This window comes from Alteromonas confluentis, from assembly GCF_001757105.1.
Classification (GTDB): Bacteria; Pseudomonadota; Gammaproteobacteria; order Enterobacterales; family Alteromonadaceae; genus Alteromonas; species Alteromonas confluentis.
In genome coordinates this window covers 242,740-264,251 of the sequence record NZ_MDHN01000041.1, presented here as the reverse complement: position 1 = coordinate 264,251, position 21,512 = coordinate 242,740, and the positions used below count along the sequence as shown (strand labels likewise).

The 21,512-nt window shown below is 48.7% G+C and carries 20 protein-coding genes; 12 read left to right on the top strand and 8 right to left on the bottom strand.

Annotated elements, in window-relative coordinates; all coding sequences use genetic code 11:
- Positions 1-21 precede the first annotated feature (21 nt).
- Both BFC18_RS19165 and mutS read right to left on the bottom strand, forming a co-directional pair.
- Positions 22-1,653: a CTP synthase gene (locus BFC18_RS19165; protein WP_070127198.1), complete on the bottom strand. Its 1,632-nt coding sequence runs from the start codon at positions 1,651-1,653 to the stop codon at positions 22-24.
- 152 nt (positions 1,654-1,805) lie between these two features.
- Positions 1,806-4,358: a DNA mismatch repair protein MutS gene (gene mutS / locus BFC18_RS19160; protein ID WP_070127557.1), complete on the bottom strand. Its 2,553-nt coding sequence runs from the start codon at positions 4,356-4,358 to the stop codon at positions 1,806-1,808.
- Between the two features lie 427 nt (positions 4,359-4,785).
- On the opposite strand from mutS, the gene BFC18_RS19155 reads away from it, so the two are divergent.
- Both BFC18_RS19155 and recA read left to right on the top strand, forming a co-directional pair.
- Positions 4,786-5,301: a CinA family protein gene (locus tag BFC18_RS19155; RefSeq protein WP_070127196.1), complete on the top strand. Its 516-nt coding sequence runs from the start codon at positions 4,786-4,788 to the stop codon at positions 5,299-5,301.
- A gap of 208 nt (positions 5,302-5,509) precedes the next feature.
- Entirely contained in the window at positions 5,510-6,547 is a 1,038-nt protein-coding gene (recA, locus tag BFC18_RS19150; RefSeq protein WP_070127195.1) for a recombinase RecA, read from the top strand.
- Between the two features lie 188 nt (positions 6,548-6,735).
- Here the strand turns inward: recA and BFC18_RS19145 are convergent, their stop codons facing one another.
- Positions 6,736-7,044 (bottom strand): EscU/YscU/HrcU family type III secretion system export apparatus switch protein, encoded by a 309-nt coding sequence (locus BFC18_RS19145; RefSeq protein ID WP_070127194.1) that lies wholly within the window; start codon positions 7,042-7,044, stop codon positions 6,736-6,738.
- A gap of 12 nt (positions 7,045-7,056) precedes the next feature.
- Entirely contained in the window at positions 7,057-9,150 is a 2,094-nt protein-coding gene (gene fliK, locus BFC18_RS19140; protein WP_070127193.1) for a flagellar hook-length control protein FliK, read from the bottom strand.
- Between the two features lie 196 nt (positions 9,151-9,346).
- Here fliK and ccmA point away from each other — a divergent pair, with 196 nt between their 5' ends.
- The 10 genes from ccmA to BFC18_RS19090 are packed head-to-tail and all read left to right on the top strand — an operon-like array spanning position 9,347 to position 17,189.
- Positions 9,347-9,967, top strand: coding sequence for a cytochrome c biogenesis heme-transporting ATPase CcmA (gene ccmA, locus BFC18_RS19135; protein WP_245680436.1), 621 nt, complete (start codon positions 9,347-9,349; stop codon positions 9,965-9,967).
- A gap of 8 nt (positions 9,968-9,975) precedes the next feature.
- Positions 9,976-10,632 carry a heme exporter protein CcmB gene (gene ccmB / locus BFC18_RS19130; RefSeq protein WP_139139058.1) on the top strand — a complete coding sequence of 219 codons (657 nt, stop codon included), beginning with the start codon at positions 9,976-9,978 and terminating at the stop codon, positions 10,630-10,632.
- A complete protein-coding gene (locus BFC18_RS19125) occupies positions 10,632-11,387 on the top strand; it encodes a heme ABC transporter permease (protein ID WP_070127188.1) in 756 nt (251 codons plus the stop codon). Before ccmB ends, BFC18_RS19125 begins: the two co-directional genes overlap by 1 nt.
- On the top strand, positions 11,377-11,607 hold the full coding sequence (ccmD, locus tag BFC18_RS19120; RefSeq protein ID WP_070127186.1) for a heme exporter protein CcmD: 231 nt from the start codon (positions 11,377-11,379) through the stop codon (positions 11,605-11,607). Before BFC18_RS19125 ends, ccmD begins: the two co-directional genes overlap by 11 nt.
- Position 11,608: 1 nt before the next feature.
- Positions 11,609-12,073 carry a cytochrome c maturation protein CcmE gene (ccmE, locus tag BFC18_RS19115; protein WP_070127183.1) on the top strand — a complete coding sequence of 155 codons (465 nt, stop codon included), beginning with the start codon at positions 11,609-11,611 and terminating at the stop codon, positions 12,071-12,073.
- A gap of 2 nt (positions 12,074-12,075) precedes the next feature.
- The gene (locus BFC18_RS19110) at positions 12,076-14,073 is read left to right on the top strand and encodes a heme lyase CcmF/NrfE family subunit (protein ID WP_070127182.1); all 1,998 of its coding nucleotides are present in this window, start codon (positions 12,076-12,078) and stop codon (positions 14,071-14,073) included.
- Positions 14,070-14,672, top strand: a complete 603-nt coding sequence (locus BFC18_RS19105; RefSeq protein ID WP_070127180.1) for a redoxin family protein — start codon at positions 14,070-14,072, stop codon at positions 14,670-14,672. The genes BFC18_RS19110 and BFC18_RS19105 overlap by 4 nt, the downstream gene beginning before the upstream one ends.
- Complete coding sequence (locus BFC18_RS19100; protein ID WP_070127177.1) at positions 14,672-15,115, top strand: cytochrome c-type biogenesis protein; 444 nt, start codon at positions 14,672-14,674, stop codon at positions 15,113-15,115. Before BFC18_RS19105 ends, BFC18_RS19100 begins: the two co-directional genes overlap by 1 nt.
- Complete coding sequence (gene ccmI, locus BFC18_RS19095) at positions 15,112-16,362, top strand: c-type cytochrome biogenesis protein CcmI (RefSeq protein WP_070127176.1); 1,251 nt, start codon at positions 15,112-15,114, stop codon at positions 16,360-16,362. Before BFC18_RS19100 ends, ccmI begins: the two co-directional genes overlap by 4 nt.
- 5 nt (positions 16,363-16,367) lie before the next feature.
- The gene (locus BFC18_RS19090) at positions 16,368-17,189 is read left to right on the top strand and encodes an MlaA family lipoprotein (RefSeq protein ID WP_070127555.1); all 822 of its coding nucleotides are present in this window, start codon (positions 16,368-16,370) and stop codon (positions 17,187-17,189) included.
- A gap of 103 nt (positions 17,190-17,292) precedes the next feature.
- Here the strand turns inward: BFC18_RS19090 and galE are convergent, their stop codons facing one another.
- The 4 genes from galE to BFC18_RS19070 all read right to left on the bottom strand — a co-directional run bounded on the left by galE (position 17,293) and on the right by BFC18_RS19070 (position 21,509).
- Positions 17,293-18,312: a UDP-glucose 4-epimerase GalE gene (gene galE, locus BFC18_RS19085; protein ID WP_070127174.1), complete on the bottom strand. Its 1,020-nt coding sequence runs from the start codon at positions 18,310-18,312 to the stop codon at positions 17,293-17,295.
- Positions 18,309-18,611 carry a DUF6170 family protein gene (locus tag BFC18_RS21965; protein ID WP_070127173.1) on the bottom strand — a complete coding sequence of 101 codons (303 nt, stop codon included), beginning with the start codon at positions 18,609-18,611 and terminating at the stop codon, positions 18,309-18,311. The genes galE and BFC18_RS21965 overlap by 4 nt, the downstream gene beginning before the upstream one ends.
- A 78-nt stretch (positions 18,612-18,689) precedes the next feature.
- Positions 18,690-20,195, bottom strand: a complete 1,506-nt coding sequence (locus tag BFC18_RS19075; RefSeq protein WP_083273213.1) for a peptide MFS transporter — start codon at positions 20,193-20,195, stop codon at positions 18,690-18,692.
- A gap of 207 nt (positions 20,196-20,402) precedes the next feature.
- Complete coding sequence (locus BFC18_RS19070) at positions 20,403-21,509, bottom strand: KpsE/RkpR family capsule polysaccharide export protein (RefSeq protein WP_245680435.1); 1,107 nt, start codon at positions 21,507-21,509, stop codon at positions 20,403-20,405.
- Positions 21,510-21,512 lie beyond the last annotated feature (3 nt).

Genomic DNA, 21,512 nt, shown 5'->3' with positions numbered 1-21,512 from the left:
CGGCCTTTTACTTTTTTAGAATCAGTGATTAGCTTTCTGGTATTGACCAGCAGCTTCTACAAAGCCCTTAAATAACGGGTGTCCGTCGCGGGGCGTAGAAGTGAACTCCGGGTGGAACTGGCCTGCCACGAACCACGGGTGGTCCGGGATTTCAATCACTTCCACCAGGCGTTTATCTGTGGACAATCCACTTACTTTTAAACCTGCTGCTTCGATTTGGTCACGAAGATTATTATTCACTTCGTAACGGTGGCGGTGACGTTCATAAATTTCTTCACTGCCATAGGTCTCACATACTTTGCTGCCTGGGATCAGGTGGCAAAGCTGGCTACCTAAACGCATGGTGCCACCTAAATCTGAGGTTGCATCACGCTGTTCTGTGGAGCCATCTGCATCCAGCCATTCTGTGATCAAACCAACTACCGGGTAAGGTGTCTTCGGATCAAATTCAGTGCTGTTTGCGTTTTCCATACCAGCAACATTGCGGGCAAATTCAATTAAAGCAACCTGCATACCCAAACAAATGCCTAAATAAGGCACTTTATTTTCACGGGCATAGCGAGCAGCGGCGATCTTACCTTCAATACCGCGCTCGCCGAAGCCGCCCGGAACCAGGATAGCGTCGAGCTGCTCAAGCATCGTAGTGCCTTTGCTTTCAATATCCTGAGAATCGATATAATGAATATTCACGGTAAGACGGTTTTTCAGGCCGGCGTGTTTTAGCGCTTCGTTTACCGACTTGTAGGCATCAGGTAGTTCAACATATTTACCTACCATACCAATGTTCACTTCCGCCGTTGGGTTTGATTCTGCGTATAGAACCTGTTCCCACTCGGTTAAGTCAGCTTCTTTGCAGTCCAGACGGAAACGGTCAACAACCAGCTGATCCATACCTTGCGCTTTAAGTGCGGCTGGAATGCGATAGATGCTGTCTACATCTTTCAGTGAGATAACCGCTTTGTCTGCTACGTTAGTGAACAGAGCGATTTTAGAGCGTTCAGTGGCTGGCAGTGCGCCAACAGAGCGGCACACCAGAATGTCAGGCTGAATACCGATAGAACGCAGCTCTTTTACAGAATGCTGAGTAGGCTTGGTTTTCACCTCACCAGATGCTGGCATGTAAGGTACTAATGTCAGGTGCATGAACATCGCGCGATCGCGACCCACTTCTGTACCTAATTGACGGATTGCTTCGAGAAACGGTTGTGACTCGATGTCACCTACAGTTCCACCTACTTCCACAATGGCTACGTCATGACCTTCAGCACCGTCGATAACACGACGTTTGATCTCATTGGTGATGTGCGGAATAACCTGAATAGTGGCACCCAGGTAGTCGCCACGTCTTTCACGACGCAATACTTCTTCATACACACGACCCGTGGTGAAGTTGTTGCGTTTGGTCATACGAGTACGGATAAAACGCTCGTAGTGACCTAAGTCTAAGTCGGTTTCTGCGCCATCATCCGTGACAAACACTTCCCCGTGTTGAATTGGGCTCATTGTGCCTGGATCAACGTTGATGTACGGATCCAGTTTTAACATCGTAACGGTGAGACCACGCGCTTCAAGAATGGCTGCGAGTGATGCGGCAGCAATACCTTTACCAAGCGATGATACGACACCACCGGTGACGAAAATATAATTTGTCATGCGAAACCTAAGGCGTTGGATTGTATGGCTAATGTGCTGAGAGTTGGCAAAACGGGATTCAGCACTTGGACGGCGCAACATTATAGCGAAAGAGTAGCAGGCAAACAATCTGTTTGCCTGCTGGTCAGGCGGGTTATTTTTTTGCCTGCGCTTTATGCCTGACTGAGTCGCTTCAGGGTATAGAGTAGGTCGAGAGCTTCCCGGGGCGATAATTCGTCTGGTGACAACTGGTTAAGGGCGTCACGCAGAGGATCCGGCATATCGGAAAAGTGCATTTCAGACTGGCCTTTGCTGGATTTTGGCGTTTCCTGAACCTGCATGGAAACCGCCTCGCCCGGTTCGCGGTTCTCCAGTTCGTGGAGTTTTGCCCTGGCAGCATTAATGACCGGGCGGGGAACACCCGCTAACTGCGCTACCTGTAATCCGTAGCTTTTACTGGCAGCACCGGTTTCTACCGTGTGCATAAAGCGGATGGTGTCTTCGTGTTCAATCGCATCTAAGTGCACGTTCACCACACCCTGTTCAGACTCTGCCATCTGGGTGAGTTCAAAGTAGTGGGTGGCGAACAGGGTGTAAGCATTGATCTCACGGGCCAGGAAGCTGGCGCAGGACCAGGCCAGTGAAAGACCATCATAGGTACTGGTACCGCGTCCGATTTCATCCATTAATACCAGCGAGTGTTCGGTGGCATTGTGCAGGATGTTGGCGGTTTCAGTCATTTCTACCATAAAGGTAGAGCGGCCAGAAGCCAGATCATCTGATGCACCTATTCGGGTGAAAATACGATCGACCCGGCCAATGCGGGCATTGGTGGCTGGCACGTAACAACCTAAATAAGCCATTAGGACGATGAGTGCGGTTTGACGCATGTAAGTCGATTTACCGCCCATGTTGGGGCCGGTGATGATGAGCATACGTTGTTCATCATTCAGTTTTACCGGGTTGGCAATAAACGGGTCTTCCATGACTTGCTCGACGACGGGATGTCGACCGGCTTCGTAGGTAATTTCCCGTTCGTCAGTCAGTGTGGGGCAGTGTAAATCCAGTGCAATGGCACGCTCTGCGAAGCTTTGAATAACGTCCAGCTTGGCCAGCGCTTCTGCGGTATTTATCAGCGCGGTTAAATGTGGCTGGAAATTATCGAATAAATACTCATACAGTTGCTTTTCCAGTGCCAGTGCGCGGCCCTGACTGGTAAGCACTTTGTCTTCGTGTTCTTTTAATTCTGGCGTGATATAGCGCTCAGTATTTTTTAACGTTTGTCGGCGAATATACTCTGCTGGCGCAGCACCGCTATTGGCACGGCTTAGTTCAATAAAGAAACCGTGAACGCGGTTATAGCCTACTTTCAACGTAGATACGCCGGTGCGTTCACGCTCACGCTGCTCCAGCGCGTCAAGATAATCGGTGGCACCCTGCGAGAGCTTACGCAGCTCATCAAGCTCTTCGTTAAACCCTTCCGCGATCACGCCGCCGTCGCGGATCACCACCGGTGGGTTATCGACGATAGCTTTATTTAGTAATTCCTGAAGTTCAGGATAGGTGCCAATGGCCTTACCTAGGCTTGACAGCAGTGGATTGCTGAACGTTTCGAGCTGCGCCAGTAAATCAGGAAACTCATTGAAGGCGTTTCGCAGACGGGAAAAATCACGGGGACGGGCTGAACGCAGCGCCAGCCTGGCCATGATGCGTTCGATATCACCGATGCGCTTGAGTGTGTCTGCAACCTCTTCGTTACCGTTTTCGATCAGCGAAGCAATAGCTTTTTGACGATGGGTAAGTTCATAGTGATCAGTGATTGGCGCGTGTAGATAGCGCTGCAGCAAACGGCTTCCCATAGGCGTCGCGGTGGCATCGAGCACACTAAAAAGTGTATTTTCCTGGCCACCGGCTAAATTCTGGGTAAGCTCCAGGTTACGGCGAGTAGCGGCATCCAGTTGAATGCGGGCTTCCTGCTGTTCACGGTGAATACTGCGAATGTGAGGGAGGGCAGTGCGCTGAGTGTCTTTCACATACTGAAGAACACAACCCGCGGCGCCTATGCCTTTATCCAGCCCTTTCACGCCAAAGCCATCCAGCGATTGCGTACCGAATTGTTGATTCAATTGCTCACTGGCAGTCTGGGCGTCAAATTCCCACTCGGGACGACGGCGTAAACCTTTACGGCGTTCAATCAGCGGCAAACTTTCAAAGCCCTCAGGATAAAGCAGTTCGGCAGGATTCAGGCGTTGAAGCTCGGCCAGCAGTTGCTCATCGCTGTCGCATTCAATCACCAGAAAACGGCCACTGCTAATGTCCAGGGTGGCAATGCCGTAGTGCATGGCATGTCCGCACACCGCCGCGAGCAGGTTATCACGGCGCTCTTCGAGTAACGCTTCATCGGTAACGGTGCCTGGCGTAACAATGCGCTGAACCTGCCGCTCTACAGGGCCCTTACTGGTAGCGGGATCGCCTACCTGTTCACAAATAGCCACCGACTCGCCCATTTTTACCAGTCGGGCAAGATAAGCTTCAACCGCGTGATAAGGCACGCCCGCCATAGGAATGGGCTCGCCACCGGATTTGCCTCTCGCGGTCAGCGAAATATCCAGCAAATGCGCCGCCTTCTTGGCATCGTCATAGAAGAGTTCATAAAAGTCCCCCATCCGGTAGAACAGTAAAATATTTGGATGTTGTGCTTTTATGGCCAGATACTGGCGCATCATCGGCGTATGTGATTCCAAGAAAACCTCTTTGTTATTTTGATATTGCTTGAGTGAGAAGGCGCTTATGGCCGGAGTACGGAACTGCATTTGAAACACGGCGTAAACCCATCCCTGGGGCCTCGACTGCCGCATCCCTGCGGCAGACGGTTTCAAATGCAGTCCTCGTAATCCGTCCGCGCGCCTTCTCGTTCAGCTGCTTCTCGACATGATTACGGCGCTGTATTTAAGACACGGTATAGACCTATTAATGGGGACTCGGCTGCTACATCTTCGCAATAGGCTGCAGTTCCCTAATCCGTCCAGAAGCACCATATCGGTCCGCTACCTGGTCCGCCAGCTTCTCCATTCAGCCAACTTTCTGTCTTTACCAGCGACTAAATGTGTAAAATGGTACAACGGAATTAATTCATTGGTGAGTATTATTAGTATGAGTACGGATTTTTCAACTGTTTGTGCGAACAGTCCTCTTGAAGAATACGTTTCTGCACTGGGCAACCTGTTGCGCGAGCGGGGCCTGACGGTTTCTTGTGCAGAATCCTGTACCGGTGGTGGTATCGCTTATGCGTTTACGTCTGTATCTGGTAGTTCTGACTGGTTTCATCAGTCCTGGGTGACCTATTCCAATGAAGCGAAACAATCACTGTTGGGCGTGAAAGCTGACACCCTTGAACAGTTTGGCGCGGTTTCTGAGCAAACCGTTACAGAGATGGTGCAGGGCGTGGTGGCAAACAGTGGTGCCAGTGCGGGAATTTCTGTCAGCGGTATTGCCGGTCCTGGTGGTGGCTCTGCTGAAAAGCCAGTGGGAACAGTATGGTTTGGTTTTGCGGTGAAAGGTTCGTTAACCACTGAAAAGCAGATTTTTTCTGGTGACAGAACTGCGGTACGCGAGCAGGCAATTCATTTTGCTATCAATACCCTGTACCAACGACTGGTTGCTGAATAGACCGCTGTCTGCCAGACTAAACATCAAATTACACTTGACTGTATGCTTATACAGTATAGAATGCAGTCAACATCAGAAATAACGTTTCGTGAATGTAAGCACAGAAAAGTGCAGGCGGGTCAGCATAAATAGGCCGGAGTCGAAAAATGACTACCGTCGCTGATAGCAACAATACATCACCGGGCAACCATTATATTGGGGATATAACGTGAACGACAATAAATCAAAAGCGCTTTCTGCAGCCTTAGGCCAGATTGAAAAGCAATTTGGTAAAGGTGCAATTATGCGTCTGGGCGACAATCAGGCCCACGATATTGAAGCCATTTCTACAGGTTCACTCAGTATTGATATTGCGCTCGGTATAGGCGGTTTGCCTTGTGGTCGCGTTGTAGAAATTTACGGTCCTGAATCATCAGGTAAAACCACATTAACTCTGCAAGTGATTGCTGAAGCACAGAAAAAAGGAAAAACCTGTGCCTTCGTTGATGCGGAACACGCTCTGGATCCTATCTACGCAGGCAAGCTGGGTGTAAACATCGATGACCTGCTGGTGTCTCAGCCTGATACTGGTGAACAGGCACTGGAAATCTGTGACATGCTGGTACGCTCTGGTGCTGTCGATGTGGTAATCATTGACTCGGTTGCGGCACTAACACCAAAAGCGGAAATTGAAGGTGAGATGGGTGATTCTCACGTTGGTCTGCAGGCACGTCTGATGTCTCAGGCACTGCGTAAGCTGACTGCCAACATCAAGAAATCTAACACCTTGTGTATCTTTATTAACCAAATCCGTATGAAGATTGGTGTGATGTTCGGTAACCCTGAAACTACTACCGGTGGTAACGCACTGAAATTCTATGCATCAGTTCGTCTGGACATCCGCCGTATCGGTGCGGTGAAAGAGGGCGACGAGGTTGTGGGTAACGAAACCCGCGTTAAGGTAGTTAAGAACAAGGTCGCACCGCCGTTCAAACAGGCAGAGTTCATGATCCGCTATGGCGAAGGGATCAGCAAAGAAGCTGAGCTTATCGATCTGGGCGTGAAGCAGAAGCTGGTAGATAAAGCCGGAGCCTGGTACAGCTACAACGGCGACCGTATCGGTCAGGGTAAAGCGAACGTGATGAACTTCCTGAAGGAAAATCCGGATATCGCTAACGAGATCGAAGCGAAAATCCGTGCTGAATTACTGGCAACGAAGAGCGTTAAGCCTGAAGAAGCTGAAGGTGAGTCAGAAGATACGCTGTAAGAAGCAGAGTTTGGTCATCACTGAGCCAAACTATCCATGCAGATGATGCAAATCATGCAGTGATAAAAAAGACCGAAAAAGACCGAAAAAGACCGACGATGATGTCGGTCTTTTTTTGGTGGGTGAAGATAATAGGGTTTCTGATTGTGGTTAAGCGCAGAGCACTTACACTGTTGCTAGTTCGCGCTTTAAACACGTTGAGGCAGATGGCCGCTGTCTTCCCAACCTGCTGGGATCTTGCCCTGCAATACGTAAGAAAATGCAATTAGCTCGGCAATGACGTAGTACAGTGACTCTGGTATCTCTTGCCCTAAATCCAGTGTTGATAGCATGTCGGTTAAATAAGGATCTTCATGAATAAGTACGCCAGCCTCTTCGGCTTGCTGAATAATCGCCTGTGCCAAATCGCCAAACCCTTTTGAAACAACCTTAGGTTTAGCGCCCGCTTCACCGCTGTTATATTTCAGGCCGATAGCTTTTCGGGTTTTATCACTCACAAAAGGGCTCCTTCATGCCAGTGCCTCAAACAACTGATAGGGCATATCTTTCATTGTTTTAGGTATTTTCCCTCTTTGGCAACTGTGATGCTCAACGGTAAGGCCTTGACTCTCAAGTCTACGTAACAGGTAGGGCAAGGTATCGATAACCGAGGTGAGTAAAGCATCGGAAGAGGTGTAAATGCGCAATTCGATGGTGTCATTATTAATTTTTGTTTTGGCTAGCAACTCACCGGCGTCGCCCACACTGAGTTTCATGGTTAGATGCCAAATACGTTGTTTTCCTCGTTCTGCTGCGTTGTTTCTGCTATCTCTTTCTTCGGCTCGAATATGTAGTTCAGGCGGTGGCTGGTCTTCATTCGCAACAGGTAAAATATAAAATAAGGTATCCTGCCCCTGAAGCCGCGATTCAACATTCTGCATTTTCTGCTGCTGGTGGTTGGCGAGTAACGCCCGCACCTGTTCGAGCAGGTTTGACCGGCTATCAAGTTGGGCAAAATCATTTGCCACTCGCCCAGCTTGCGGCGTAGATGTTGAGCCTCCAGATGCACTGACGGTTTTTCCTGAAACCGAGTCAGCTTTGTCGATGATACGTGCTAGATCCGGTTGGGCGCGGGCGGCCCTGCCAGCGAGGCTGATTTGCAGCAGGCTGACCAGTGCATTGATAAAACCCGATGCCGCAGATTGACTAAGTAGCGCTGAAGGGGTGCTAGTCAGAGCCGGTGACTGAATCAATTGCCGAACCTGACTCTCGACGGTTTTTCCACTATCACTGTTGACCTGTTCAACATTCGTTTGTGGTAAGCCCGACGAGGAAGTTGATTTCGTTTCTGGTTGTAGCGCGAGAAGTTGAGTTAGCAGATGCTTCGACACCGTTTTACTTTCAGTGTGCATATCAAAACCCGGATTGCGCAGCACGTTAACAAGCTTTGTTAACGCTTGATTGGTTGAACCGGTTTGCGCCAGGAGTTGTCGTGAAAGCTGTCGAACTTTATCTAATACAACAGGCACATCCTCTGCGGATATACCCAATTCGGGTGATAACTTATCCGCCAACTTCACCGAATCCGGCAGCGTATCAGATTTTGCTGATAACAAAGGTGATGGGTGTGTCGCGACGTTTTGCGTTGTCACATTTGTTTGTATTGAAGCGAGCTTTCCTGTTTGTCGTGGTATTGAATTTTGGTTTGCAAGCTCGACTAATCTGTCATTACCTACAGGCTGAAGTTTAGGACTGTTTTGCGGCAAGGTAATGTTTAACATGGGTTTTAGCTCAGTGCCGCGGACATCAAGTTGGTTACCACGAACTTGCACGTTTACAATGTGCATGGATACCGGCGTGTTCGGTTTCCCATTTGAAGATGATGGGGAAATATTGAGGTTTTTCTGCAATGCAGTAGAAAGCGGTTGCTCAAGTGTTATCCCCGCGCTTGCAATCACTTTTGCAACCGCAAGCTTAACGGTTGGTGATGATGACGGGACCGTAAATGATGCTTCTTTTTCTGGTAATGCAGTGGAGCTTAGTGTCGCTGTCCATTGCTGCCCACTGCTATTTTTAACTTGGTTTGCCAAAGTGGTGGGTGCCGAATCTGGTTGCAGTTTCAACGTCACTTTGTCGCCTGACTTTAATTGGCTGGCAATACTGTCGGGCACAACGAGTTTTACGCCAGGATTGCCTGGCATCTGCAAATTCAGACTCACTGTACGATTTGCTATATTTTCAACTGTGCCTGTCAGTGAGAAACCAGACTTCGATTGCGACAGTGCTGCCAATGTCATGCCGTCAGCTAAGGCTGTTATTAAACGTTGTGTGTCTGCCTGGGTAAGGCGAGTAATTTGCTTAACCGGCAACATATCGAATAACGTAATCTGCTTCTCACCACTAATAACGGTAGCGGCGGAATCGACAGTGACACTACTGGCTGGGGTTGATGTTAAAAGCGTTGAAGCAAGTAACTGGGGCGCAGATATCTGCATTTGTGAGTGTGATGTGCGTTGTAACGAAGCTGAACTGAGTTGAGACAGAATTTCAGGTTGTGATTTGGCTACATCGGCAGAGAGCGATGCATTGGCAGCGGAAAAAAGTTGAGCTATCTGCAAGTTCATGACAGATTTATCGGCAACTATTTGAAAAATTCAAGCATTTTGTGATTTTCACCGATGTCAATGCTCCTTCAGGTTGAACTAAGTCATAAAAAGGTTTAATACGCCAATGGTTGGGATGTGATCCTTTTTGCCTATGCTAGAATGCTGGGTCGCAAACATCAAAAATAAACAGCGAATTATTTAAATGAGGTGTTGGTTGTCAGGGTTAGTGGCCAGTGAACTAAGTTGCATTAAACGCGACAGAGTGTTGTTTGATAGATTGTCGTTCTCATTGCAGTCTGGTCAACTGGTGTATCTTCGTGGGCCCAACGGCGCTGGCAAAACCAGTCTATTGCGAATTCTCTGCGGGTTAAGTCAACCTGAAAGTGGCACTATTACCTGGCAGTCGCAGCCGTTAGGAGAGCATTGGTTCAAGGATTTAATCTATGTTGGCCACAAGCCTGGTGTGAACGGTGCGCTCACCGCGATAGAAAATCTCGCTTTCTGGTGTCGTCAGCATTCTGTTTCTGCTTCTCTTGATCATCTTTACCATGTGTTAGCCGAACTGGGGCTGGTAGGCATGGAAGATGTACCATGTAGGACATTATCCGCCGGGCAACAGCGACGAGTGGCATTGTCCCGCTTATGGCTCAAGTCTGCGAAGGTTTGGATCCTTGATGAACCCTTCACTGCCTTAGATGTGAAAGGCGTCGCGCAGCTTGAAGATAAAATGAAAGCACATGTAGACGCCGGTGGCGCAGTACTCACCACATCCCATCAGGCACTCAGCGAGCGTGCGGGAACAGTGCGTTTCTTTGATTTGGAGTACCGGTTTTGAGTAGCTTGATGGGGGGAGTATTCAAGCGAGATTTAGCGTTGGCTTTCAGACAGAAGGCCGAGCTGGTGCAGCCGCTTATGTTTTTACTGATGGTGGTGACACTTTTCCCGCTTGGGGTTGGTCCCGGCCCTGATACCTTACAGCTAATTGGCCCGGGTGTTATCTGGATTGCGGCTATTCTTTCCTCCTTAATGGGAATGGAGAGATTATTCCGGGACGATTTTGCCGACGGTTCCTTGGAGCAGTTGCAATTGTCTGGGCTGCCTCTCTATGCTGTTGCGACAATGAAAGTGCTCTGTCACTGGCTGGTTACGTTTATTCCACTGCTTATTTTATCGCCGCTATTGGCCATGTTCCTCAACCTCACCGTGGACATGTATATCGCATTGGTGATCACACTTTTGTTAGGAACACCGCTTTTATCTTTGGTTGGCGCTATCGCCGTTGGGCTCACTGTAGGCCTTCAACGGGGCGGTGTGCTACTAGCTCTGCTGCTTATTCCGGTATTTATTCCTCTATTAATTTTTGCTACCTCAGCAGTGGATGCTGCGGCGCTACAGCTACCATACCGTGCGCAAATTGCTATTATTGGCGCTATGTTGTTGATTGCGATGGCACTGGCACCTGCCGCCATTGCATATTCTCTTAAAGTGAGTCAGAACTGATGTGGAAGTGGTTACATCCCTATGCAAAGCCCGAGCGGGCTTATCAGCTTTGTAATACTCTGTTGCCGTGGTTTGCTCTGCCTGCTGTGGTATGTCTGGTGGTCGGTACAATTTGGGGGTTGGCCTATGCACCTCAAGATTATCAGCAAGGTGATTCCTTTCGCATCATTTATATACATGTACCCAGCGCGATGTTGTCCATGAGCACTTATGTGGCAATGGCAATAGCGGCGTTGGTGGGTATGGTGTGGCAATGGCGCACCGCTTATATGGCCATGATTGCTATGGCCCCCGTTGGCGCGGTAATGACGTTTATTGCACTGCTGACTGGTGCTGCATGGGGTAAACCCATGTGGGGTGCATGGTGGGTGTGGGATGCAAGACTCACGTCCGAACTCATACTGCTGTTTTTGTACTTCGGCGTTATCGCTCTTTATACGGCCTTTGAAGACAAACAACAGGCGGGTAAAGCCGCTGGTGTAATGGCGCTGGTTGGTGTGGTCAATATTCCCATCATCCACTATTCGGTGGAATGGTGGAATACCCTGCATCAGGGCTCAACCATCACTAAATTCGACAAGCCTTCTATCGCCACAGAAATGCTTTGGCCGCTGTTGCTGAATATATTCGGTTTTGCACTGTTTATTGCGCTGGTAACCACCATGCGTCTTAAAAATGAAATCATCCGGCGGGAAATGCACAGACCTTGGGTGCAAATGCTGGTAAAACAGAAGGAAACCAATGATGCAGTTTGAGTCCTGGGCTGACTTCTGGGCCATGGGCGGATACGCCTTCTATGTTTGGCTCTCTTTTGGTGTCGCGTTGGGAGCCATGGCCCTTATTACCATTTTCAGTGTAATTGAGCATAAGCGATTGATAAAACAGGTAGTTACTGAGCAGCAACGAAAGCTACGTATTCAGCGAGCTCAGCAGCAAGCGCTTAACGACACCACTGAACCTGACAGGAGTAATTAAGATGAATCCCCGCAGAAAGCAGCGATTACTGGTTGTATCTCTTGTTGGTGCGCTTGTTATGGGCGCAGTAGGCTTGATGTTGTTCGCTCTGACAGACAGCATCGACTTGTTTTATACACCAACACAAATTGTGGATGGTCGCGAAGGGGTTAAGCCTCAAGTCGGCCAACGACTGCGGATCGGTGGTATGGTTGTACCGGGGTCTGTTAACCGTGATTCAGAAAGTCTCGCAGTAAGCTTTGACCTGGTTGATACCGGACCGGCTATAACTGTGCGCTATCAGGGAATTTTGCCTGATCTGTTCCGTGAAGGGCAGGGGATTGTTGCCACTGGCACGCTATTGGCGGGAAATGTGATTGAAGCTCACGAAGTCCTTGCAAAACATGACGAAGAATATATGCCGCCGGAACTGGCCGAGCAGATGAAAGGCATCAAACACGTGAAGCCTGCGAATAACGGAGGCTAATTATGGTTCCTGAGCTAGGTAATATTGCACTAACTCTGGCCCTGGTCAGCGCGATTCTGTTGGCGGTGTATCCGCTATGGGGTGCACAAACTAATCATTCTTTTTTAATGGGTACCGCAAAGCCACTGGCATTGGGCATGTTCCTGTTTACCGCGATGGCATTCATTGCACTTACCTATGCATTCGTTACTGATGATTTCAGTGTGGCCTACGTCGCGCAACATTCAAATAGTCAGCTTCCTGTTTACTACAAAGTCACTGCCGTGTGGGGTGGGCATGAAGGCTCGTTTCTGCTTTGGGTGTTAATGCTATCCATCTGGACCGTTGCCGTTGCATTGTTTAGTCGCGGGATACCCGATGAGATGGTGTCCCGTGTACTCTCAGTACTCGGTTTAGTTGGCATCGGTTTCTATCTGTTCATGCTGCTTACCTCTAACCCTTTCGACAGCATGTTGCCTTTCTTTCCTGTTGATGGCCGTGACTTGAACCCGCTGTTGCAAGATTTTGGCATGATTATCCACCCACCTATGCTTTACATGGGGTACGTGGGGTTTTCGGTTTCTTTTGCATTTGCTATCTCTGCGCTTATATCCGGACAAATGGACTCAACCTGGGCTCGCTGGTCACGACCTTGGGTCATTGCCGCCTGGGGATTTCTTACCGTGGGTATCGCGCTGGGAAGTTGGTGGGCTTATTACGAACTTGGCTGGGGCGGCTGGTGGTTCTGGGATCCGGTGGAAAACGCATCCTTTATGCCCTGGCTGGTGGGAACTGCACTGATGCATTCGCTGGCGGTGACTGAAAAACGCAAAGTGTTTAAATCCTGGACCGTATTGCTGGCGATTGCGGCGTTCTCACTGAGCCTGCTGGGGACTTTCCTGGTGCGTTCCGGCGTAATCGTATCGGTGCATTCCTTTGCCAGTGATCCTTCACGAGGCCTTTTTATTCTTGGCATCCTGGTGGTGTTATCAGGTTCTGGGTTGTTGCTGTATGCGTTGCGGGCATCGCAATTAAAATCGCCTGGTCGGTATAGCATGTTTTCCCGTGAAGTTTTGCTGATGGGAAATAATGTATTTTTATGTGCCGCCACACTGGTGGTATTTCTCGGTACTATTCTGCCATTGGTACATAAAGAATTGGGCCTCGGCTCTATTTCCATTGGCGCGCCGTTCTTTAATCAAATGTTCACCATCTTGATTGTCCCTTTTGTGCTTATTCTTGGGCTAGGGCCCGTTACTCGCTGGAAACAACAGTCTGCCAGCGCACTGCAGAAGCAATTGCTTATCGCACTGGGTTTGAGTATCAGCGCCGGAGTGTTAATTAATTTTACCTACGACACGCCAACGTATCTGGCGGCTATGGGGCTGGTGCTGGCTGCCTGGATTCTGGTCTCATCCGTTTGGGAGGTCATGCAGCGAATTGATTCCATGCCTGATGACACGCTTTTTAGTCGCCTGCGGAAACTGACTCCAAGCCACTGGGGAATGGTTTTGGGGCATCTGGGTTTTGCTGTGACGATTATCGGCATCACGCTGGTATCGAATTATGCGCTTGAACGGGATGTCAGAATGGCGCCGGGTGAGACAGCGACCCTTGGTGGCTACACGTTTAAATTCAATGAACTTAAAGACTATCAGGGGCCGAACTATACCGCTGACGTGGGCGTGTTCGATGTTTACGTAGATGGTGACAAGCTGGTGCATCTTGAGCCGGAGAAGCGCATGTATACCGTGCAGCGGATGCCGATGACGGAAGCAGGCATACACTCAACGGTGTTCCGGGATTTGTTCATTGCAATGGGCGAACCACTAGACGATGGAGCCTGGGCTGTGCGTATTTATATTAAGCCCTTTGTGACCTGGATTTGGGCAGGCGCGGTTATCATGGCTTTGGGCGGCATCTGCTCCGTGTCTGATCGTCGCTACCGCATGGCGAAGATAGCATCAGCGAAACGTATTCTGGGTCGGACATCCACTGAAGTTGCTGGAGAACAGGGATGAAAAAAATCGGTTTTTTCTTAATACCACTCGTCATTTTCTTAGTGCTCGTGGTGTTTTTATTCCAGGGATTGTTTTCTGATCCCCGAGAGTTAGATTCTCAGGTTAAGGACAAGCAAGTACCGGCATTCTCGCTACCAGATTTAATGCGGCCCGATGTGACTTACACGCAGGATGTGTTTAAAGGTGATGTGACCATTCTCAATGTATGGGGCGTTTGGTGCGTAACTTGCGCGGTCGAGATGCCTTATCTGACTAAATTGAAAGAAGAGCAGAAAGTTAACTTCGTCGGTCTGTATTTTGACCAGGATCTTGACCCGGATTTCGGCACTAAAACATTGACCCGGGTGCAGGAAGAAGTAACCAGTATGCTTAGCCGTTATGGTAACCCGTACCAATATAATATTTTCGACGTATATCGGGATACTTCATTAGATCTTGGGGTCACTGGCGCGCCGGAACATTTCCTTATCGATAGCCGTGGTGTAGTGCGTATGCATCACATCGGCGACATTAATCCCAGGGTGTGGGAGAACAAAATTGGGCCGCTTTATGACCAGCTCGTGGCAGAGCAGCAGACAAACGTAGCAGGGAGTCGTTGATGCGTACTTGGATGTTCGTCCTATTGGCCCTCGCTTCAGTGAGTGTTCTCGCAGTAGAGGACAACTACGGGTTTAATGACCCGGAACAGCGCGTATTGTTTTTAAAACTGACGGCAGAGCTTCGCTGCCCCATGTGCCAGAATCAGAATATTGCTGATTCTGATGCCATGATTGCTCATGATATGCGTCGAAAAGTGTATACACTACTAAAGCAAGGCAAGTCTGAAGAAGAAATCGTTACCTACATGAAGGATCGCTACGGCGATTTTGTGTATTACAAGCCACCCGTCACAGCGGCGACTATATGGCTTTGGGCTTTGCCACTGGTTTTCATCTTTGTGGTGTTATTTCTGGTAATGCGCAGACCTTCCAAAGCGCCTTTGCCCGACCAGGGGGCGAAGTTGAAACAGGCTGAAGCAATGTTAAAGCAGGATAAATCATGAGTTGGGCGGAATTCTGGCTGATAGCGTCGGGCCTCATAACATTGGTTATTGTTTTGGTGGCAACCCCCTGGCTACGTCGCAGACAAGTTACTCAACGAGATGTTGCGTCAAACATTTCGATTGTTAAGCAGCGTCTTGCTGAACTCGATAGAGAAGCCCGAGAAGGATTAATTTCTGAGTCTGACAAACAAAAAGCCAGTGATGAATTAAAACTCGCGTTGGTGGATGAGGCCGTGGCAGAAAAGCAGGGAAGCCATCGCAACGCCGCAATACCACTTGCTTTAGGAGCCGTTATCGCGATTGTCGTCGCTGGGGTAGTATATTCTTCAGTGAATCATCTCCAGCAGGTGGAGCAGGCCACCACTGCCATTGAATCTTTACCTGAACTGAGTGAAAAACTGGCGTCTGGAAATGGGCAGGATTTTACTGCCCAGGATATCACCAGCCTTGCGTATGCTATTCGTCAGCGTTTGCGTGATGAGCCCGAAGATGCCACAGGCTGGATGTATCTGGGGCGTTTGTGGATGTCTGTGGGTGAGGACGACCAGGCGATTCAAGCCATCGAAAAAGCACTGTCGATTAAGCCTGAAGACACCACCATTCGTATCACCTACGCTCAGGCGCTTATGGTAACTGAGAATGCTCAGCGTTTGGCGAAGGCTCAGTCAGTTCTGGGTGTGCTGAACAATGAAAATCCGGATAATGACAACCTGGCACTGATGATGGCAGTGGTGTCTGCGCGATTGGGTGACCTGCCTAACACCCGTCTTTATTTCGCTAAGATTGAAAATAAACTGCCACCGCAAAATGAAACCCGAATCGGAATCGCACAGCGTATCGCCGAACTGGAGGCGCAGCTGCAGGATGTGCCAGCGCCGTCTGAAAGCGCAGCCCGAACCGGTTTTGATATAGCCATTACCGTGAGTGATGAAATGCGGTCGATGCTACCTGAAACGGGATATCTGATTGTTTACGCCCAGGACAATTTAAGCGAAAATCGTATGCCTGCGGCAGTGGTTAAAATGCCGTTACAAAATTTCCCTGTATCTTTGTCGTTAACGACTGATAATGCCATGATGCCTGCCTATACAGTGGCATCGTTAACTCAGGCGAAACTTATAGCGCGAATTTCTTCCGATGATGATGTCATGCCTGCAGCAGGAGATCTTCAGGGGGTATTATCGGCACCGGTAAAACCGGGCGAAGTGCTCCCCATTGCAATACAAATCAACAAGGAACTGAAGTGACAAATATGTCGAAAATCCTGCTTGCCGGTTTTATGGTGGGCGTTTCTCTATTGTCTGGTTGTGCCAGTAAACAAGCTGCAAACGAACAGGCTGAACAGCAGCAAATCCCAGACGGTGATCCGAAAGACCCTCTGGAGCCGCTGAACCGCGTTGCCTGGAACTTTAACTGGGAAGTGCTTGACCAGTATATCCTACGGCCTGTAACAATCAGCTACGTCACGGTTATGCCGCAGTTCGCTAGAACCGGTTTATTAAATGCCACCAATAACCTGGAAGAGCCGGGTAACATGTTCAATAACTTTTTCCAGGGTAAAGTCGACGAAGGCTTGGATAGCTTGGCCCGCTTTATCATTAATTCGACTGTCGGTCTTCTTGGTACCATTGATGTGGCTGAAAAGATGGGGATTGCTCGTCAGCGTGAAAATTTTGGTGAAGTGCTCGGCCGTTGGGGCGTCGATACTGGCCCTTATATGATGGTGCCGGTACTGGGGCCAAATGATCCACGCACCTTAACGGGACGGGTGGTTGACAACGTTTATTATCCGATGACAGTACTCACCGGTACTTACAATGTGGTGCGCTTTGCCGTTACAGCGTTGGAAGGACGAGCAGCGCTGATCGATCAGGAAGGGCAATTGGAGCAGTCGCTAGATCCATACTCCTTCGTTAAAAATGCCTACTTCCAGAATCTGGAATATCGGGTGACTGATGGCAAGAGTGGTGAAAAGGTCATTAAGCAAGAAGAGCTCGATGAGTTCGAACAATTCCAGATGATGCTTGACGAAAGTGATGTCCAGGAAGATGAGACAGACAGCAGTAACGAATAAAGCTGCATAAATTTATATATAAAAAAGGCGAAGCTGAACAAGCTTCGCCTTTTTTATTGTTCGAGTGCTATGGAGCCGTTTAGCTCCAACCCCATATTGAACGTTATGCGTTATAGCCTTGCGGGTTCTTAGATTGCCAGTGCCATACGTCCTGACACATATCTTCCAGGGTTTTGCCAGCGTTCCAGTTTAACTCTTGGGCGGCTAATGTCGGGTCTGCGTAGCAGGCTGCCACATCGCCGCCACGACGCGGTGCAATCTTATAGTTAACTGTTTGGCCAGACGCCTTTTCAAACGCTTTAATCATTTCCAACACAGAATAACCTTGCCCGGTTCCAAGGTTGTAAACGTCGAGACCCATGTTGAGCTCGAGTCGGTCTAGCGCTTTAAGGTGACCGGCTGCTAAATCGACAACGTGAATGTAATCACGAACGCCCGTACCATCTTCGGTATCGTAATCGTCGCCAAATACACTTAGCTGCTCTAATTTGCCGGTAGCTACCTGAGAAATATAAGGCATCAGGTTGTTCGGGATACCGTTAGGATCTTCGCCAATTAAACCTGATTCATGGGCGCCAACCGGATTGAAGTAGCGAAGCAAAACGATGTTCCACTCTTCGTCGGAAGCATAGAGATCGGTAAGCATGTGCTCGACCATGAGTTTCGACATGCCATAAGGATTAGTGGGATGACCGGTAGCCATTTTCTCGTGCAAAGGTAGGGCAACAGGGTCGCCGTAGACCGTTGCAGATGAACTGAATACGATATTCTTCACATTGTGTTGGCGCATCGCTTTGCACAGTGTCAGCGTGCCGTACATGTTGTTTTCGTAGTATTCCAGTGGCTTTTGCACCGACTCGCCTACAGCTTTAAGGCCGGCAAAGTGGATAACGGAATCAATCTTGTGTTCACTGAAGATACTGTCCAACACGGTGGTATCTCGAATATCGCCCTGCACGAATGTTACGGACTTTCCAGTGATAGACTCCACACGTCTTAAAGATTCTGCACTCGAGTTTGCCAGATTATCCAGCACAACCACGCCATAATTCTGCTCTAATAGCTGCAATACGGTGTGACTTCCTATGTATCCCGCACCGCCAGTAACCAGAATAGTTTTCATTGTCGCTCCTTTGATAAAACTTGTGGCACATACTTGGCACACAACGAATATTGAATGGGTTTCACAATAAGTGGGTACAACAGAAATACCACTAACGCCCAAAGCAGGGAATGCCAGTCATTTGCTGTTCTGATTATCAATACGAAAACAGGCACAATAACGAGCAATTTTAATAAATTGAGAAGTGTTTTCTCAGGCGTGGTGAGACATTTGGCTGCATTCTCCATAATCCGAACTCGCTCTGAAAGCGAGCGGGTAGCCAATGCGGGAATACTGCGAGTGGAAAAAAATATTTTCATAGCAGCTACAAAAAAACCGCCTTAACAAATGAGTTATGGCGGTTATTGTATGGGATTGCTTTGCAGGTGAAAACCCGATTATGCCTTTTCTGACAAACCTGATTTTTCCCAGTGGCGTGATCTAAGGCTGAGCAACCCAATCACGATGGCAATACCGATGCTGAACAGTGCAATTTGCATGTAAAGTGCAGGCAGCGTTTCAACATTTTCAGGATCGAAATTCCCCGAAAGCAGGCCGGCAATAATGTTACCGATAGAGTACGTTAGTACAAATACACCCATCATCTGACCCGCAAAACGTTTTGGAGAAAGCTTACTAACGGCGCTCAAGGCAACCGGGCTTAAGCAAAGCTCACCAACTGTGTGAAGGAAGTAAGTCGTCACCAACCACATAGGTGCAACTTTCAAGCCCTGCGCAGCATACTGTGATGCCAGGAACATAACCAGGAAACCTGTGGCCATGAAAACAATACCTATGGCTGTTTTGATGGTGTAGGAAGGGTCGATCATGCGCTTAGAGAGGTTAATCCAGAGCGCTGCGAAAAACGGAGAAAGAACAATAATGAATAATGCATTAGACAGTTGGAACCAAACGGTAGGGATGCTATCCATGCCAAACCAGCCCGATGACAGTGCACGGTCTGTATAATTCTGCGCAAATAAGTTCAATGATGAGCCAGCTTGTTCAAAGCCAGACCAGAAGCAGGCCGATGCAATACACACCAGTAACAACGCCCACATTCTGCGCTTTTCATCCTCATTGAGATTACCCTTAAAGTAGATGTAACCAAAATACAGGAAGAATACTAGCGTAAAGAAGATTGCAACCTTCTGTGCCAGTGATACCGGCTCTATAACGATAGTACCTGTGTGAGCAAGCACGATAACCACTGCACATACAGCAATAACAGCAGCTACTGCCATCCACGCTTTGCGCTTAGCTTCACCGATAAACGGGTTTGCGGGCTCTACCGATGCTCCAGCCAGTGAGCCATTAGTGAAATGATACTGAATCAGACCCAAGGCCATACCGACAGCGGCAGCGCCGAAAGCGTAATCCCAGCCCCAACCTTCCTGCAGGTAACCGGTGACCAGATAAGCGATCAATGAACCCAAGTTAATGCCCATATAATACAGGGCGTAGCCACTGTCGCGACGGGCATCGTTGTCGCCATACTGTTGGCCCACCATGGCAGAAATATTGGGTTTAAGTAGACCTGTTCCGGTTGCAACCAGAATGAGACCAACAAAAAACAGGTTTTGTAAATCGATGGCCAGAACAACGTGTCCGGCGAAGATAATTAAACCACCGTACCAAACTGCGCGTTTACCACCTAAAAGACGGTCGGCCAACCAGCCGCCCGGCAAGCCAAGAAAATAAACCGCACCGGTATAAAGGCCGTAAATAGCGCCGGCGGTTGCGACAGTGAACTCAAGACCTTCTTTTTGCACACTGGCTGTCATGAAAAGAACAAGAAGAGCACGCATACCGTAGTAACTCATGCGCTCCCACATTTCTGTGAAGAACAGTGTCTGCAAGCCCCCTGGATGGCCGAAGAAACTGGAATCGTTAGATGTTTTTATTGTCACAATATCGTTCCATTTTTACTGATTGTTATAGTTATCGCGCAGCCTGCCTTGTCTGCATAAACGTGTTTAAGCCTGGCTAAAGCGCTACGCGTGATGGGTTTTAGCACCCAATCCATTCACTATACACAACAGAATGGATTGGGAAAATAATTAGTCTATAAACGGGCTGAAACGCAGGGTGGTTCCAGCCCGTTTGGCCGATTATAGCTCTTTGATGGTCGCGATAACGATACGCACAGTACCGTAAACGATAAGCAGAATGACGCCGAAAAGCACCAGATTATAGACAATTTTAGGATAGGCATTGTCATCTGGCAGTGTAGGGGATTCAATGGTCACAAGGTGTTGCAATTGCTGATACGCTTCAACACGAGCGTTCTCCAGCGATACCAGGGAGGATGAGAATGCCTGAATAGCCAATTGCAGCTGAATTTGCAGGTTGCTGTACTGCGCCATCTGCTGGGTTACCGAGAGCGATTGCTGTCCGGTTTGCTTGCTCAGATTTTCACGTTGTTCGTTCATCTGCTCTTCGATGGCTGAGATTTGACGCTTGAGGCTAATAACCTCGGATGCATTCGGCGACATCATGGTTTCCAGCGTGTTCAACTCTGCACGCTTTTGCGCCAGAGTTGATTGCATAGAAAATGCAATCTGCTGACTCACCGCGCCCTCGGCGGTAGGATCGAGCACGTTGTATTCAGACTGGAACGCCAGAATATCCTGTTTGGCCTTCTGAAGTTTATCTTCAACGATCTGATGCTCGCCTTGGGCGAAAGTCATTTTCGATTTCGCAAGATTATTATTAATTTCATTCAGGAAGTTTTCCGCGCGTTCGATGATTGCGCGGTTTATTTGCTGTGCGAACTCAGGGCTGAAAGCGCGCACGCTGAGGCTGATAACAGACGATGCCGAGTCGACTTCAACGGTTACATGCTGCTGATAAAATTCGAAAAAATCCAGTTTAGTGTGATTACCAGAGAGGCGGCTGAATATATCGCCCATGTCTGATGAGTAGTGTTCACTGATGTGTAATGACCTTTCCAGAAATTGAAGCATATCGTTGGACTGAATGTACGCCTCTATAACCTGGCTGTCGTTGGATCCCGAGACGCCTGCTATTGAACCTCCAAGCAGTGATGTAGGGTCAAAAGAACTGCCCCCGTCGGTGGATTTAATAATCAATTTGCTTGCGCTTTCATACTGGGGGGCAGCAATAAGTATTAAGTAAAGGGCGTATATTAGCCAGGGAGCGAAAATAAAAACAATCTTGTTTTTTTTCAGCTTGTTCAGATTTTCTTTAATATTCATTCG

Coding starts and splice junctions, on each gene's coding strand:
- BFC18_RS19165 (WP_070127198.1), bottom strand. CDS start 1,653: ATGACAAATTATATTTTCGTCACCGGTGGTGTCGTATCATCGCTTGGT.
- mutS (WP_070127557.1), bottom strand. CDS start 4,358: ATGATGCGCCAGTATCTGGCCATAAAAGCACAACATCCAAATATTTTA.
- BFC18_RS19155 (WP_070127196.1), top strand. CDS start 4,786: ATGAGTACGGATTTTTCAACTGTTTGTGCGAACAGTCCTCTTGAAGAA.
- fliK (WP_070127193.1), bottom strand. CDS start 9,150: ATGAACTTGCAGATAGCTCAACTTTTTTCCGCTGCCAATGCATCGCTC.
- ccmB (WP_139139058.1), top strand. CDS start 9,976: ATGGGGGGAGTATTCAAGCGAGATTTAGCGTTGGCTTTCAGACAGAAG.
- BFC18_RS19125 (WP_070127188.1), top strand. CDS start 10,632: ATGTGGAAGTGGTTACATCCCTATGCAAAGCCCGAGCGGGCTTATCAG.
- ccmD (WP_070127186.1), top strand. CDS start 11,377: ATGCAGTTTGAGTCCTGGGCTGACTTCTGGGCCATGGGCGGATACGCC.
- ccmE (WP_070127183.1), top strand. CDS start 11,609: ATGAATCCCCGCAGAAAGCAGCGATTACTGGTTGTATCTCTTGTTGGT.
- BFC18_RS19110 (WP_070127182.1), top strand. CDS start 12,076: ATGGTTCCTGAGCTAGGTAATATTGCACTAACTCTGGCCCTGGTCAGC.
- BFC18_RS19105 (WP_070127180.1), top strand. CDS start 14,070: ATGAAAAAAATCGGTTTTTTCTTAATACCACTCGTCATTTTCTTAGTG.
- BFC18_RS19100 (WP_070127177.1), top strand. CDS start 14,672: ATGCGTACTTGGATGTTCGTCCTATTGGCCCTCGCTTCAGTGAGTGTT.
- ccmI (WP_070127176.1), top strand. CDS start 15,112: ATGAGTTGGGCGGAATTCTGGCTGATAGCGTCGGGCCTCATAACATTG.
- BFC18_RS19090 (WP_070127555.1), top strand. CDS start 16,368: ATGTCGAAAATCCTGCTTGCCGGTTTTATGGTGGGCGTTTCTCTATTG.
- galE (WP_070127174.1), bottom strand. CDS start 18,312: ATGAAAACTATTCTGGTTACTGGCGGTGCGGGATACATAGGAAGTCAC.
- BFC18_RS21965 (WP_070127173.1), bottom strand. CDS start 18,611: ATGAAAATATTTTTTTCCACTCGCAGTATTCCCGCATTGGCTACCCGC.
- BFC18_RS19070 (WP_245680435.1), bottom strand. CDS start 21,509: ATGAATATTAAAGAAAATCTGAACAAGCTGAAAAAAAACAAGATTGTT.